Raw genomic sequence first — 13,876 nt, forward strand, 5'->3', positions numbered from 1 at the left:
CCGAGTCGGCAGCTGTCCCGGCACCCGACTCCTCTCAAGGGCGAGGGGTCCACCAGGCCATGCTTGGTCATACGCCCACGCCGTACCTGTACCGGAGTTCTCGTTGATGTCAGTGGCGTCTTATAAGTTGCCCGGCATGACAAGTTGGATCCGCTGCGGGGTCATAGCCTGGTTGGAAGAAGGACGGTACCGGGAGGATGAAACCGTCCTGGTCTACTTCAAGGGGACCAGCCTGGCCACCATGGCCGAAGGCCTTTCCGCACACCGCCGCCCGCCGCTTGCCCAAGGCCTCGACACAGCACCCGACGAGTGGGGCGTCATCGTGCACCACATGTTCGACCCCTCTAGCGACGACTACGACGGGGTCAACTACCGCGAGCTGTGCTCACAGGGCGCCGAACTGGTGGTGTTCGTACCCAACCCGTGCATTGCCAAGGCTCACGGACCCCATGCCTACCACTACAAAGGCGGCCGGACATCGAGCTGCGTCAACTACGAAACCGCGGAGTACGTCGGCGAATACTGGCCGAACAAGTTGGCCCCTGTCATCACGGCGGCGGGACTCGACCATCAGCACGCGACCTACGAGGAGCAGTTGCCCCAGCTGATCTCTGACCACCTGGGGCTGCCCGCGCTGGATCGCGACACCGTCACCGTCGACCGCGATCTCGTCGCCACCTACTTCTGACTCGGGGCTGGTCGGCAGTCGTTCTGGGCCGACTGTTCGTGCAGGTAGCGGGACTGTTGCGCAGGGCTGAGAGGGGAGTCGACGGCCGCGCAGATGGCGCGGATCGCGTGGGTCGGGTCGGGCAGGTCGACCGTCCACAGTTCGACGGAGCCGTACGTGCCGACGGCCAAGGTTCGTCCGTCCGGGCTGAAGGCCACTGTCGCCGGGGAACGGGCCGGCACGGTGGTCCTGACCTGGCCGGTGGCGAGATCCCAGAGTTGGACCCCTACTTCGTCGGTCACAGCAAGGGTGCGTCCATCAGGGCTGAAGGACGGCGACCCCACCCGGGTCCCGGTGGTGAAGGTGTTGCGGAGCTGTCCGGTGCGCGTGTCCCACGCTTTGACGGTTCTGTTGCCGATGGTGACCAATGTGCGTCCGTCTGGGCTGAAGGTGAGGGACAGCAGAATCCCGTCGCCTGGTCTGATCGTGCGCTTCGCGTTGCCTGTCTTGGCGTCGATCAGTGTGACCTGTTCGTCGTCGGCCCGGACCATCACTACGGCGAGCGTGCGCCCGTCCGCGGTGAACGCCGCCGATCTGACGGGCCCGCTGATACCGGTACGAGCCGTATGCAGGGCCCCAGTTACGAGGTCCCAGATGCGCACTGTGCCGTCCCTGCTGACGACGGCAAGTCGTGTGCCGTCGCGGCCGAAGAGTGCCGTGTCGGAAATGCCCAGGGAACGTGTCTGGCGAAGGCGGCCGGTCGCGAGGTCACGAACCCCGATGGCCCTGTCTCTTCCCGTGGTGGCGGCCAGCGCGCTGCCACTTGAGCTGAAAGCTACGGCACCAAGTCTATTGATCGGAATGGACACCTTCTCTGCCCGCAGTGCCGGGTCACTGTCGAGCGGCAGAGCGGCCGAGGGCTCGCCGGTCCTGGCATCCCAGAGCTGTGCCGAGCCGCGGGCGGCTGGACCTTGCCGCACCGTAGCCACCACGCGCCCGTCAGGGCTGAACGCCATGCCTGCGATATACGCGTCGGACGGACCACTCAGCGTGGATCGGGGCAGATCGTCGGGCAGGCGCTGGACGCGGACGTCGGCGTCCCGAATGCTGCTGGTGACAAGAGTCCGGCCGTCCGCGCCGAGGGCCAATCTCGTGGCTCCTCCTCCGCGATGACCGGCAGGCACAGGAGTCCGCGCCGCTCCGGAGGCCGTGTCCCAGATGCGCACTGTGCCATCGGAGCCTGGGACGGCCAGCGTCCGCCCGTCCGGGGAGAAGACCGCCTCGTCCCGGACGGCCTGTGCGTTCTTGAAGGTGTGCCGGAGATGTCCAGTCGTTGTCTCGCGTAGCTGTACAGAACCGTCGGTGAGCACCACGGCGTAGGTCCGCCGATCCGGGCTGAACCTCACCGTGACGGGCTCGGTCCTGCCGCCGTGGGGGGAGCGGACACGGCCGCCGTGGGGGGAGCGGACACGGCCGGTAACCGTGTCCCACACCCATACCCGTCCGTCGAAGTCCGCCGCGGCGACCGTACGTCCGCCGGGGCCGAAGACGACCGCCTGCGGGTCGCGACGGCCGGGGAATCGCTGCCGCATCCGGCCCGTGGCCAGGTCCCAGATGCGCACCGACAAGGAGGCAAAGGCCACGCGACGGCCGTCGGGGCTGAAGGCCAGCGCGCGTACATAACCGTCAGGGACGGCGAAGGATATTGATTCTCTGCCGGTGTCCGGATCCCACAGGGCCACGCCGCCACCCTCATTGGTCGTGACGGCGAGGGTACGCCCGTCGGGGCTGAATGCCAGGACCTCACCGACCCCGCGTCCGGCGAACGTGTGCCGGAGCGGGCCCGCGGGCAACTCCCAGATCCGTACCTTGTCGTCTGTGCTGTGGGTGGCGAGAGTGTGCCCGTCCGGGCTGAGGGCGAGGGAATCCACCGGTCTGGTTCCGCTGGTAAGGCGTTTGCGCAGCGGTAACGCCGCCGCAGCGTACAGGGCGGCAGTTGCTTCGCGGGTGGGGCTGGTGCGGTAGGCGCGGACGGCGAGCAGCGCTGCGAGGTCGGGATCCGAACCCAGCAACGCGCCCGACTGGGCCGCCAGTTGCCGGGACTCGGCCACATGCTGCGCGTCGACCGCACTGTGCCACTGCCCCACAGCGAGGCCGGCGGCGACAAGGGCTAGGCACAGTGCGGCGACCACCGTGGAGAGCACGAGCCGGGACCGGCGGCGGCCCCTGTGCTCCTGGTTCCGGCTGGCGTCGAGGAACGCCTGTTCCAAGTCGGTCAGTTCCGCACGTGCCGCGCCGCCGAAGTACTCCTGGGCTGCGGCGAGCCGGCTCCCCCGGGACAGTGCGCCTTCCTCACGCCCCAGTTCCTGCCAGGTGTGGGCTGCTTCGGTCAGGGCGCGGTGCGCCCGCAGCCGTTCGCGGTCCTCCTCGATCCAGCCGCGCAGCCGGGGCCAGGCGGTGATCAGCGCTTCATGGGCCATCTCGACCGTGTCGCCGTCCAGGGTGAGAAGGCGTGCGGCGGCGAGTGCCTCCACCACCGGGGCGATGCCGTCACCGCCGCGGCCGGGCAGGTCCGCGCGCTGCACGGGGCGGCGGGTGTCGGGGGTGCCGTCTCCGGGGGCGACCAGGCGCAGCAACACCCGGCGTGCGGCGGCCGTCTGCTGTGCGGTGAAGCGGCCGTAGACCTCTTCGGCGGTCTTGGCTATCGCGCCGTCCAGGCCTCCTGCCGCCTCGTATCCCGCCATGGTCAGGGTCTTGCCGCGGCGCCGTCGCCAGGTTTCCAGCAGGGCGTGGGACAGCAGTGGCAAACCGCCTGGAGCGTCGGCGACTTCCTCGACCAGCCGTGCGGTCAGGGCGCGTTCCACCGTCAGGCCTGCGGTCGCGGCCGGTTTCACCACCGCTTGCCGTAGCTCGGCCTGGCTCATCGCTCCGGCCAGGAGGTTGGCGTCGCGCAAGGCGTCGGCCAGGCCACGGTGCTCGGCGCAGCGGCCGTAGAAGTCGCCGCGCACGGCCAGCAACACCCGTAGGCGGCTGCCGGGTTGCCGGGAGGTCAGCAGCAGATCGATGAAGCGGGCGCGCTCGGCCGGGTCGTGGCAGAGCGTGAAGACCTCCTCGAACTGGTCGACGATCACGAACGTGTCCGCTTCGTCGCCGCCTTTGCCGCCGTCGCGGACGGCCACGGGTGTGAGGAGGGCTGCGTGGCTGCGGGCCGGGTGTTCGCCGGGCGTCAGGATGCGGATCGTGGCCGGGCGGTGGTCCGGCTTCTCGACGTTCCGGAGGACGGGAATCAGGCCGGCCCGCAGCAGGGAGGACTTGCCGCTGCCGGAGGGGCCGAAGAGGGCGGCGAACCGCCGACGCCGCAGGAGGTCGACCAGGTCGGCGGTGAGCTGCTCCCGGCCGAAGAACAGGTCGCTGTCCCCGGTCTCGAACCGGGCCAACCCCCGGTACGGCGCCGGAGTTTCCTCCTCACCGCGGGAGTCGTCGGCGGCGGCCTCCTCGACCGCCGCCTTCCACCGAGCCTCCCATTCGGCCGGATCCCCGCCGCACGCCCCCGCATAGGCGAGCGCCACCGGCAGGGTCGGCAACTGCTCCCCGGCCGCCGCCTGCGAGAGCGTGGTCACCGAGTAGCCCGCCTTCCGGGCCAGTGAGCGGTAGGTGATCCCGCCCGTCTGCGCCCTCAGCGCGCGTAACTCGTACGCGAACCGCTGCACCGGTCCCGCCGCCGGATCCACCGGCATCTCACGACGTCCCGCCACCTCTGCACCCCGTTCATTGTTAGGCCGCCAGAACGGTACTGCCGAACAATGCCCCAGCCGGTGAAGTCGGTGATCAGCGCGACCCCGAACCGGGGCCCGTCCGATCGAAGAGGACTCTGCCCACGCATGGAACCCGCAACTCCCGGCGCCGCTGCACCGAATCCGTCATCGCCCTTTGCCACAAGCGCAGTTGGAGCCCTTTCGGTGACCGGCCCGCCTCGGCTGGGCTGGCTGGACGCGTTGCGTGGCCTGGCCGCGCTCGTCGTGGTGTTCGACCACTCGTCGTACACCTTCATGCCGGACTTCCGGCAGGACCTGATGCCGCACTTCAACACCAGTCGCTACGGCATCCTGGTGTTCTTCCTGGTGAGCGGCTACATCGTCCCCCACTCGCTGGAGCGGCGAGGGTGCGTCCGCAGCTTCTGGGTCGGGCGGATCTTCCGCGTGTACCCGTTGTGGGCGGCGGTCGTCAGCGCGCTGCTGGCCCTGCACGCCCTCGGCATCGCGGAGCTTCGCGACCTCGGGTCACACAGCACCGCCACCGTGGTGATCGCTCATCTCACCATGCTTCAGGAGCTGTTGGGCACGCCCAGTGTTCTGCTCGTGCTGTGGACTCTCTCTTACGAGATGTCCTTCTACCTCCTGGTCGTCGGCCTCTTCACGGTCCGTCTCCAACGGCGGTCCGCAGCCTTCGCCGTCCTCCTGGCCGTGCTCGCCGCCGGCAGCGTGGCGGCCGGGGTCACGCTGCGTCCCTCCGCCCTCTCCGCCGAATTCGGCACCGGCCCAGTGATCGCGTTCGCCGCGATCGCCATGGGGACAGCTCTCTCCTGTGCCGGTGCCGAAAACGCCGTGCTCCGGGTCTTCGGGGGCGTGCTGGGCGGAATGCTGGCGCTCGTGCTCGTCGCGTTCAACGGCACGGTCCCGCTGTGGGAGGGCCTGGTGATTCTCGCCGTGATGTTCCTGGGGACAACCGTCCACCGGGCCGAGGCCGGTCAGTGCAGCCGGGTCTTCGCGGTCGGTACCGCTGTCGTCGTGAGCGTCTGTGCTGTAGGGAGTGCGTACTGGTGGGGCGACGGCGACCACTTCACGCGGCGCGGCTGGATCACGGCCTTCATGCTGGCCTTGATCACTTTCGGCGCCGGAATGGCCGTACGCAACCGGTGCCTGCCGCGCGTCCTGACCGGGCTGGGAACCATCAGCTACTCGGTCTACCTTGTCCATCCGGTCCTGCTGACCGTCATCGACAGTACGGTCGGGCGACGCGGTCACGACACTCCCGTACTGGAGGTGGCCTTCTTCGTCGTCCTGCTGCCGGTGTGTCTGCTGACCCATCGCTGGATCGAGGCACCGAGCCAGGAGTGGGGGCGCGGGTTGGCACGCCGTCTGACCCGCCGCACGCCGGTTACGGAAGACGACGTCCGCACGCCGTGAGGTCGGTCGATCGGCGCACCGGGCCGCTCAGTTGCGCGTGGTGGTCGGTGGGCCGGGCCGATCAGTTGCGCGTCGTGGTCGGTGGGCCGGTGACGGTGGTGAGGTGGAGCTTGGTCTCGTCCTCGCTGCCGGGCTCGGCGGTCATGATGACGATCTTGAGTTCGGAGTCGCCGTCGGTCAGGACATCGCAGTCGACCATGACCGGGCCCACCGACGGGTGGTCGATCGTCTTGCGGTCCTCGCGGTGCGCGGCCACCTCTCCCGTGGCCCACAGCTGGGCGAACCGCTCGTTGCCCGCGTTCAGTTCACGGATCAGCGCGGCCAGGCGCCTGTCCTGCGGGAACCGGCCGGTGGCGCGGCGCAGGTCGGAGACGACGGCGGCATCGGTGGCGTCGCGGTCCGCCTCGGCCACCGGCCACTGCGCGAGGTGGGGGTGGTCGGCGTCCACCGGGAACCTGTCGCAGGCGAAGTTGCGCAGCCGGGGCGGCGCGGCCGCCGGGTCGCCCAGCAGGGCAGCCCACGGACGGTTCCACCACACCAGGTGCCAGTCCGCCGCGAAGACGGCTACGGCGACGTCCGCGAGACGGGTGAGCACCCGTTGGACGCCGGGCGGGAGATGGTCGGAGATCGTCCCGTCCGCCGGCGCCACGAGCTGGGCCAGTCGGTACAGGTGGTCCCGCTCGGCGGCGGACAGTTGCAGGGCGCGCGCGAGGGAGGCCACCACCGACGCGGAGGGTGTCGTGGCCCGTCCCTGTTCCAGTCGCACGATGTAGTCGACCGATACGCCGGCGAGGTCGGCCAGTTCCTCGCGCCGCAGTCCGGTCGCCCGGCGCCCGCGGGCCACCGGCAGTCCGGCGGCCGACGGGGGCAGCCGGTCGCGCCACGTGCGGATCATCGCGCCCAGTCCGCTTCCGGGTGTCGTCGACATGATCTCCATCCTCGTGCACGCCGGCTCGTGCGTGCAGGGACGAGGGTGGTACTGGTCGTCCTACCGTCGAGGCGTCCCTGGCCCGGCGCCCTCGTCGGGGCCAGCATCCAAGCCATGACGATCACTTTCATCACCGGAGCCAACAAGGGGCTCGGCCGCGAGACCGCCCGCCGTCTGATCGAGTGCGGGCACACCGTGCTCGTCGGGGCACGCAACCGGGAGCAGGGCGAGGAGACCGCCGCCGCGCTCGGCGCACGCCACGTCCCCATAGACGTGACCGACGACGCGTCCGTGGCCGCCGCGGCCGCGAACGTCGCCGAGCACGAGGGCAGGATCGACGTCCTGATCAACAATGCCGGGGTGCACGGGCCCGTCGGCGATCTGGGTGGCCTCACCGCGGCCGACGCCTTCGCCGTCCTCGAAGTCAACGTCATCGGCGTCGTCCGCACCACCAGCGCGTTCCTGCCGCTGCTGCGCCGTTCGGACGACCCCGTGATCGTCAACGTCAGCAGCGGCATGGGCTCCCTCGCCCTCACCCACGACCCCGACCGGCCCGAGTCGCACGTCGTCGCGCCGCTGTACACCTCCTCGAAGGCCGCGCTGACGATGCTGACCACGCAGTACGCCAAGGGGCTCAAGGGAATCCGCGTCAACGCCGTCGACCCCGGCTACACCGCCACCGACCTCAACGGTCACAGCGGCCCGCAAACCGTCACGGAGGGCACGGACGCGATCGTCGCCCTCGCCACTGAGGGGCCCGGCGCGGGCACCGGGCGCTTCGTCTCCCGCCATGGGGAGATCGCATGGTCCTGAAACCGGCTGGGCCTGGGGTGGGCATATCGGACCGGGCGAAACTTTGGCGGTCTGCTGGTCTGTCTCTCTCACGTTGCCGGGATTCCCCACAACAGCGGGTTTCCGGGGTCGTTGTCGGTCCCCCGGAGATCCGGTCCCACGGTTCTCCGAACTCGTGCGTGATTCCTTGTCCCGCTAATGATCACGAAGGACGGCGTCGCAACCGGGTGCCGACCTGCCGCGGGGTCAATCGAGGCTGGTTGACTGCAGGGCATGGAAGTTGTCCGGGGCGGAGGCCGTCGTCGGCAACGTCACGGAGATCACCGGCGCGCTCTGGCCGGCTAGACCGGCGCGAGGCGGCCCTCCCCGATGCTGACCGTCTCGACTCAACTGATCATTGCCGGACAGCCTTTACGCACAGGCCGGCGGTGTCTTCCCGGTCAGGACGAATTGCATCGTCGGCATCCCCGCTGCGTCGAAATCGGCGGTGTTCGCGTCGATCAGAGTCATGTAGCCGGCCAGCCGCTGGCTGTATTGCGAGGGCGGCTCCCCTTTGACCTGCGCGGTGCCGGGGAACACCGTGTCCAGCACCCACCAACGGCCGCCGAAGCGCAGCCACTTGACGCCGCAATGGGTGTAGATGTCGTACGGATACGGCCTGTGCAGCTTGGGCTTTGGTGGCCCCTGCTGCCACTTGCCCTCGGCGACCGTACGGGCGGGCAGAGTGGGGCCAGTGCTGTCGGCCCGCTCGCCCGACGATGACGAGCACCCGGAGAGCAACAAGCCGGCACACAGGAACAGGGCGGCCGTTTGGCGAGACACCTTCATGTACCTCAGACGCCGTGGGCATGTGTTCCGTTCGGTTCCCGCCGATGCGCGACCTCGTCAGTCCCGACGGACGAGATCCTTGCCGTAGCAGATGTCGATGTACAGGCCCGTGCAGTACGCCGGGATCTCCTGGTAGCCGTGGCGGACGTACAGCGAGCGGGCTTCGACCAGGTCGAGCCGAGTGTTGAGGACCATCCGCGCGGCGCCGAGCAGGCGGGCCTCGCTCTCCAGGAGTTCCAGCAGGAGGCTGGCGCCCTTCTTGCCCCGGAAGGCGGGACGCAGGTAGACGCGGGTGAGTTCGGCGCGCTCGGAGTCCAGCATCAGCAGTCCGCCGCAGGCAGCAGCCTCGCCGTCGTAGCGACCCACGAGGAACTGGCCCGTGGGCGGTCTGAGCAACTCCACGCCGTCGTTGGCCAGGCCCTGGTCGATCTCCTCGCCGGTCGCGGGCCGTTTCCAGTATCGGCTGGCGACTTCGTCGTAGTAGTCGCGGCGGAGGCTGGTCGCGTCCACTGTGTCGAACGCTTCGGGGGCGAGCTGCCAGGTCATGGGAGATCTATAGCCGAGGTGCACCAGCCTCACCTATTGATTTTCCGTGACCCTGCCAGCCAGAAGGCTGCCCTACCCGCTCGAGCGGTTCCAAGGCTGGTGCCTCTACGCCCGGTGCCTCTACTCCCAGTCGTCAAGCTGGACCTGGCCCGGCTCGGAGACGCGCATCAGGAACAGCCTGGTGAAATGCGGCTCCGCGAGCCGCTCAACCAGCTGGTCGTACGCGAAGTCCCGGGGGCCCGGCGCCTACTGCGACGCCGTGGGCGACGTGCTCAACCGCGACGGGACGGCGAAGGGCCAGTGCGTGGCACGCGACCGGGCGGTCACCACGGCCGCCGCTGCTCATCCGACGATCCACGCGTGTCCTGTGCCCTGCCGAACACCCGGGTCACAATGGCCGTAGTAGATCTTGCCGTACGCCCAAAGCCTGCGGCGGACAAGGAGATTGCGTCATGTCGATGATCCGGCTCACGGTCCCGGCGGGTTCCCTCACTCCGGAGGGCCGCAAGACCGTCCAGCGCGAGCTGGCCGACGCGCTGCTGCGTTGCGAGGGAGCGCCCGACGCGGCCTTCTTCCGGGCCCAGTTGTGGAGTTACCTCGTCGAACTTCCGGACGGGGCCCAGACCACCGCCGCGGACGACGTCCCGCGTTTCCTCGTCGACGTGACGGTCCCTCAGTTCGTCCTCTCCGAGGAGGGCAGGAGCCGCCTCGTGGCGGAGGCCACCGGAATCGTGCTGTCCGCAGCCGGGCTGACCGAGGCCGATGCGCCGCGTGTCTGGGTACTGGTGCACGAACAGCCCGACGGCACATGGGGTGCGGGAGGCTCAGTCGTCCGGCACGCCGATCTCGTGGCCCTTGCTCAGAAGCAGCACGCGGCCGAGTGACGTGACGCTTCAGTTCTTCCGGAGGTAGAGGTCGCGCAGCAGGGAGATCTCCGCGCCGTGATGGATCAGCTCCCTGTTGACGTGCAGGATCCTGTTCTCCATGGGAAACCGTTCGGGACCCGCCGTGGGCGGAGCGTCCAGGGCGGCGTCCGAGAGAGCGCGGACCCCGGCGTTCCAGCTGCCGTACATCTCGTCGAGCTGTTTCAGCGCCTCGTCGGCCGTCCCCGCGTAGGTGAAGGTCCGGGCGTCGACGTCCTGGCCGCCGAAGTACCATCCGACCCGATAGCCCAGGCACGAGACGGTGATGTGCGCGAGCCGCCACGCAATCGTGGTCACCGGCGCCGGCACCGGGGCGGGGGACTCGGAGTCCATCGTCCACTCCCCCGGACCTGACGGCTTCGCTCCTGCCGACGTGTCACGTGGGCGGATGCTCCAGCAGTCGCGCACCGGCTCCCAGAAGTACTCCTCGTCGGTGAGACCGTCCAGCCGCGGCCTCAGGTTCTTGTGCCAGTACCAGTCCAACTGCTCCGCGAGCCGCTCGCTTCTTGTCACGTCCGCACACTATCTCCGAGGATGACGTGGCTGCTCGGCCAGTCTGTCCCGCCCGTCCCTCCGCTCGGTTCCTCAAGGTGGCGCGTGAGGCTGTTCGTCGGCTCCGGCAGGGGCGCCGCGGCTCGGTCGAGGAGCGCCTGTGCCTGGGCAGGACGAGAGACGGGACGGTCGATCATCTGACCCCCATGCGCCACGCCGGATCCCTCCGCACCGGCCGCGAGGACGGCCCGTGCCCAGCGGACCTGCTCCTCGGTGGGCGCGAGAACCATCGGCGACCAAGCGGGACCACATCGTCGACGAGCTTCGCCGCCCGATCCTCGCCGGTGAGCCGGCGCGCGGAGAGCGGATGGCGCGGAACGGACTCGCGCGGCGGTTCGGGGCGAGCATCACTCCCCTTGCGGGGGGCTCTGCGGCTGCTCGATGCCGAGGGCCTGGTCTTGGCCGAACCCCACGGTGGCGTCCGCGTGGCGGGCGTCGATCTGGAGCGGGTGAAGGGCATTGCGTTATTGAGAAGGGCATTACGTGATTGATGCGCATAATCGCCGAGAGTCACGCCACGCAGCGGGCCACGCTGAGGGTCTCGCGCCGCGACCGCTCAGGGACACCTCGACATCATCTCGGCACTTGAGGCGGGCGACACCGACGCCGTGGCGGCGGTGACCGAGACGTACATCCACCTGGGGTTCGCCGCGATCGCCGAGCATCTGACGGACAGAATCAGCCTTCGAGGATTGGCATGAGCACGCGCCTCTCCTGCTCCCGACCTCCCGCCCCAGCCTCCCGACAGGCGGAGCGCGATAATGCATCACGTCCTGAATGATGCATTGCCCACCTATCATGTCCGCTTCCGAGCCCCCTGCGATCGGAGCCCGATGAACGCGCTGCCCCTTGACGGGATCACCGTGGTCGCCTGCGAACAGGCCGTGGCCGCGCCGCTGGCGACCCGCCAGCTCGCCGATCTCGGGGCCCGGGTCATCAAGGTGGAGAGGCCGGGCACCGGGGACTTCGCGCGCGGTTACGACGAGACGGTCCGCGGCATGTCGAGCCACTTCGTGTGGCTCAACCGGTCGAAGGAGAGCATCACCCTCGACCTGAAGCAGCCCGAAGCCGCGGAGGTGATGGAGCGCCTGATCGGCCGGGCCGACGTGTTCATCCAGAACTTCGCGCCCGGCGCGGCGGAGCGCCTCGGCCTCGGCGCCGAGGAACTTCGTGCCCGCCACCCCCGGCTGATCACCTGTTCCGTGTCGGGATACGGGAGCAGTGGGCCGTACCGCGATGCGAAGGCCTACGACCTGCTCATCCAGGCCGAGGCGGGCCTGCTGTCGGTGACCGGTAGCGAGGACGCGCCGGCCAAGACCGGCATCCCCTCTGCCGACATCAGTGCGGGCATGTACGCCTTCTCGGGAATTCTCGCCGCGCTGTACGAACGAGAGCGCACCGGCCGCGGCAGCGCGGTGGAGATCAACCTCCTCGACTCGCTGGTGGAGTGGATGGGATACCCCTTCTACTACACCGAGTACGGCGGCACTCCCCCGGTGCGCGCGGGGACCAGCCATGCCGCCATCGCCCCGTACGGCACGTTCACGGCCGGTGACGGCACCGAGATCGTCCTCGCGGTGCAGAACGAACGCGAGTGGGTGTCCTTCTGCCGGACCGTGCTCGATCGTCCCGAACTCGCGACCGACGAGCGGTTCCACAACGGCAGCCAACGGGTCGCGAACCGCCGCGCGTTGGAGGAACACATCGCCGAAGTCCTCTCGGGTCTGACCGGCGAGCAGCTCGAACAGCGCCTGGCCGAAGGGCGGATCGCCCATGCCAGGCAGCGCGGTGTCGCGGAGCTCAGCACCCATCCACAGCTCCTGGCACGCGACCGCTTCACCGAAGTCCGGTCCCCTATAGGCCCGTTCACTGCCGTACGTCCGGCCATCGGCCTGCATGGACGTACGGCACGGATGGACCCGGTCCCGGCGCTCGGCGAGCACACGGAGGCCGTTCTCGAGGAGCTGGGCTATGACGACCCGGCACGCAGACGACTGCGTGCCGACAGCGCTGTGCAGTGACGGACGGTTTGCCTCAAGGCGCAGGTCGGCTTCGGCGGCGCCGGCATGCACGAGGCGATGGTGCGCAGGATCGTCCGGTACGGCCACGCCTTCAACCCGCTGGGCAAGGTGACGCCCGAGCAGATGCAGACCTTGAAGTCCGCGATGGCCGCCGCGGGCCGTGCATTCGCCGACTGGAGATGATCGGCGCACCCGTGCCGTGTTCGCCGACGACCCGAACGCCATAGGCACCTCCTGTCGCGAGGTGACGCAGTGTGTACAGTCCCTCACCTTCTGATGACGGCGCTCACGACAGAACTGATGCAATCATCAGGACTGCGATCCCCATCGCCCGGCGGTTACAATCGGCGCATGTCTACGTCAGCCCCGTCCACCAACCGCTTCGAGCGGCGCCGCGCCGAGACCCGCAGGGCTCTCGTCCGCGCGGCCCGGCAGATACTCGCCGAAACCGGGGACACCAGTGCCAGCATCCAGGCGATCGCGGAACGCGCCGACGTGGGCTTCGGCTCCTTCTACAACCACTTCGACTCCAAGGCGGATCTGTTCGACGCGGCGGTGGTGGACGCCATGGAGGAGTTCGGCCAGAACTTCGACGAGCGCCTGGCGGGCATCGAGGACCCCGCGGAACTCGTCGCGGGGGGCTTCCGGCTCAGCGCCCTCATGGCCGACTCGCACCCCGAGCTGATGCAGGTGCTGCGGCGCCGCGGCCTCGGCCACATCCACTCGGACAACGGCCTGGTCCGGCGGGCCGTGCGCGACATCGAGGCCGGCCTCGCCTCCGGCCGGTTCAGCCCCGTCGATCCGGTGGTCGCCCTCACCGCACTGGGCGGAACCCTGCTGTCGCTGGTGGAAATGCGGTTCGCCCGCCCCGACCTGGACGGTGACAAGGCCGCGGTGAACCTCGCCGAAATGGTGCTGCGCATGCTGGGTGTCCCACCGGACGACGCCCACGAGGTCGCCCGGCGCCCGCTCCCCGCGCCCACCCCCGCGCAGCCCGCCTGAGACTGACCGACCGGCCCCGTCACACGTGTGCGGCGAAGTACCGCGCGATGCCCGCGATTCCTTCGCCCACGGCTCGCTCGACGATCGGCGCGAGGGCCTCCGGGAGGATCTCCTGGCTGTAGACCACGCGTGAGCCGCTCTCATCGGGAAGCACGTCGATGGTGCCCAGGTGGAAGTCGATGGGCTGGGGCATGCCCTCCACGAACCGGTACTGGAAGCGGCGCAGGGCGTCGTCCTTGGTGACCACGAGGGATTTCAGGGTGCCGTCGGATGTGGTCAGGTGGCGGTGCGTCCCGTCGAAGTGCGCCTCCTGCACGGCCGGGAACCACTGCGGAATCAGGCTGACGTCGGTCAGTACGGCCCAGACGCGGTCGGGATCCTGGGCGACTCGGGTGTCGAAGCGGAACGTTGCCATGGCAACTCCCTGATGG

The 13,876-nt window shown here is 69.3% G+C and carries 13 protein-coding genes; 7 read left to right on the plus strand and 6 right to left on the minus strand.

Features of this window, described 5'->3' with window-relative positions:
- Positions 1 to 136 precede the first annotated feature (136 nt).
- Positions 137 to 688, plus strand: a complete 552-nt coding sequence (locus AQJ54_RS20440) for a hypothetical protein (protein ID WP_248845401.1) — start codon at positions 137 to 139, stop codon at positions 686 to 688.
- On the opposite strand, the gene AQJ54_RS20445 is transcribed toward AQJ54_RS20440, so the two are convergent.
- The gene (locus tag AQJ54_RS20445) at positions 679 to 4,422 is read right to left on the minus strand and encodes an nSTAND1 domain-containing NTPase (RefSeq protein WP_435002364.1); all 3,744 of its coding nucleotides are present in this window, start codon (positions 4,420 to 4,422) and stop codon (positions 679 to 681) included. The two genes, AQJ54_RS20440 and AQJ54_RS20445, sit on opposite strands and share 10 nt — an antisense overlap.
- Positions 4,423 to 4,626: 204 nt before the next feature.
- Between AQJ54_RS20445 and AQJ54_RS20450 the strand changes: the two genes are divergently transcribed.
- Positions 4,627 to 5,853 carry an acyltransferase family protein gene (locus tag AQJ54_RS20450; protein ID WP_079069950.1) on the plus strand — a complete coding sequence of 409 codons (1,227 nt, stop codon included), beginning with the start codon at positions 4,627 to 4,629 and terminating at the stop codon, positions 5,851 to 5,853.
- 61 nt (positions 5,854 to 5,914) lie between these two features.
- On the opposite strand, the gene AQJ54_RS20455 is transcribed toward AQJ54_RS20450, so the two are convergent.
- Positions 5,915 to 6,781 carry a helix-turn-helix transcriptional regulator gene (locus AQJ54_RS20455; RefSeq protein WP_211278565.1) on the minus strand — a complete coding sequence of 289 codons (867 nt, stop codon included), beginning with the start codon at positions 6,779 to 6,781 and terminating at the stop codon, positions 5,915 to 5,917.
- 114 nt (positions 6,782 to 6,895) lie between these two features.
- Between AQJ54_RS20455 and AQJ54_RS20460 the strand changes: the two genes are divergently transcribed.
- Positions 6,896 to 7,594, plus strand: a complete 699-nt coding sequence (locus AQJ54_RS20460) for an SDR family NAD(P)-dependent oxidoreductase (RefSeq protein WP_062239376.1) — start codon at positions 6,896 to 6,898, stop codon at positions 7,592 to 7,594.
- A gap of 390 nt (positions 7,595 to 7,984) precedes the next feature.
- On the opposite strand, the gene AQJ54_RS20465 is transcribed toward AQJ54_RS20460, so the two are convergent.
- Together AQJ54_RS20465 and AQJ54_RS20470 are read right to left on the minus strand one after the other, a co-directional pair.
- On the minus strand, positions 7,985 to 8,401 hold the full coding sequence (locus AQJ54_RS20465; protein ID WP_062239380.1) for a hypothetical protein: 417 nt from the start codon (positions 8,399 to 8,401) through the stop codon (positions 7,985 to 7,987).
- 57 nt (positions 8,402 to 8,458) lie between these two features.
- Positions 8,459 to 8,947 (minus strand): GNAT family N-acetyltransferase, encoded by a 489-nt coding sequence (locus AQJ54_RS20470; RefSeq protein WP_062239383.1) that lies wholly within the window; start codon positions 8,945 to 8,947, stop codon positions 8,459 to 8,461.
- A 452-nt stretch (positions 8,948 to 9,399) separates the two neighbouring features.
- Here AQJ54_RS20470 and AQJ54_RS20475 point away from each other — a divergent pair, with 452 nt between their 5' ends.
- Positions 9,400 to 9,831 carry a tautomerase family protein gene (locus AQJ54_RS20475; RefSeq protein WP_062239386.1) on the plus strand — a complete coding sequence of 144 codons (432 nt, stop codon included), beginning with the start codon at positions 9,400 to 9,402 and terminating at the stop codon, positions 9,829 to 9,831.
- A gap of 9 nt (positions 9,832 to 9,840) precedes the next feature.
- Here the strand turns inward: AQJ54_RS20475 and AQJ54_RS20480 are convergent, their stop codons facing one another.
- Positions 9,841 to 10,383, minus strand: coding sequence for a DinB family protein (locus AQJ54_RS20480; protein ID WP_062239389.1), 543 nt, complete (start codon positions 10,381 to 10,383; stop codon positions 9,841 to 9,843).
- Positions 10,384 to 11,255: 872 nt separating this feature from the next.
- Between AQJ54_RS20480 and AQJ54_RS20490 the strand changes: the two genes are divergently transcribed.
- From AQJ54_RS20490 to AQJ54_RS20495, 3 genes are all read left to right on the plus strand, one after another.
- Entirely contained in the window at positions 11,256 to 12,443 is a 1,188-nt protein-coding gene (locus AQJ54_RS20490; RefSeq protein WP_062239395.1) for a CaiB/BaiF CoA transferase family protein, read from the plus strand.
- A gap of 45 nt (positions 12,444 to 12,488) precedes the next feature.
- A complete protein-coding gene (locus AQJ54_RS45710; RefSeq protein WP_159055541.1) occupies positions 12,489 to 12,626 on the plus strand; it encodes a hypothetical protein in 138 nt (45 codons plus the stop codon).
- A gap of 168 nt (positions 12,627 to 12,794) precedes the next feature.
- Positions 12,795 to 13,445, plus strand: a complete 651-nt coding sequence (locus tag AQJ54_RS20495; protein ID WP_062019868.1) for a TetR/AcrR family transcriptional regulator — start codon at positions 12,795 to 12,797, stop codon at positions 13,443 to 13,445.
- Between the two features lie 19 nt (positions 13,446 to 13,464).
- On the opposite strand, the gene AQJ54_RS20500 is transcribed toward AQJ54_RS20495, so the two are convergent.
- The gene (locus AQJ54_RS20500) at positions 13,465 to 13,860 is read right to left on the minus strand and encodes an SRPBCC family protein (protein WP_062239398.1); all 396 of its coding nucleotides are present in this window, start codon (positions 13,858 to 13,860) and stop codon (positions 13,465 to 13,467) included.
- Between the last annotated feature and the right edge of the window lie 16 nt (positions 13,861 to 13,876).

It is taken from the genome of Streptomyces griseorubiginosus, from assembly GCF_001514195.1.
Lineage (GTDB): Bacteria > Actinomycetota > Actinomycetes > Streptomycetales > Streptomycetaceae > Streptomyces > Streptomyces griseorubiginosus.

Coding starts and splice junctions, on each gene's coding strand:
- AQJ54_RS20440 (WP_248845401.1), top strand. CDS start 137: ATGACAAGTTGGATCCGCTGCGGGGTCATAGCCTGGTTGGAAGAAGGA.
- AQJ54_RS20455 (WP_211278565.1), bottom strand. CDS start 6,781: ATGTCGACGACACCCGGAAGCGGACTGGGCGCGATGATCCGCACGTGG.
- AQJ54_RS20460 (WP_062239376.1), top strand. CDS start 6,896: ATGACGATCACTTTCATCACCGGAGCCAACAAGGGGCTCGGCCGCGAG.
- AQJ54_RS20465 (WP_062239380.1), bottom strand. CDS start 8,401: ATGAAGGTGTCTCGCCAAACGGCCGCCCTGTTCCTGTGTGCCGGCTTG.
- AQJ54_RS20470 (WP_062239383.1), bottom strand. CDS start 8,947: ATGACCTGGCAGCTCGCCCCCGAAGCGTTCGACACAGTGGACGCGACC.
- AQJ54_RS20475 (WP_062239386.1), top strand. CDS start 9,400: ATGTCGATGATCCGGCTCACGGTCCCGGCGGGTTCCCTCACTCCGGAG.
- AQJ54_RS20490 (WP_062239395.1), top strand. CDS start 11,256: ATGAACGCGCTGCCCCTTGACGGGATCACCGTGGTCGCCTGCGAACAG.
- AQJ54_RS45710 (WP_159055541.1), top strand. CDS start 12,489: ATGCACGAGGCGATGGTGCGCAGGATCGTCCGGTACGGCCACGCCTTC.
- AQJ54_RS20495 (WP_062019868.1), top strand. CDS start 12,795: ATGTCTACGTCAGCCCCGTCCACCAACCGCTTCGAGCGGCGCCGCGCC.
- AQJ54_RS20500 (WP_062239398.1), bottom strand. CDS start 13,860: ATGGCAACGTTCCGCTTCGACACCCGAGTCGCCCAGGATCCCGACCGC.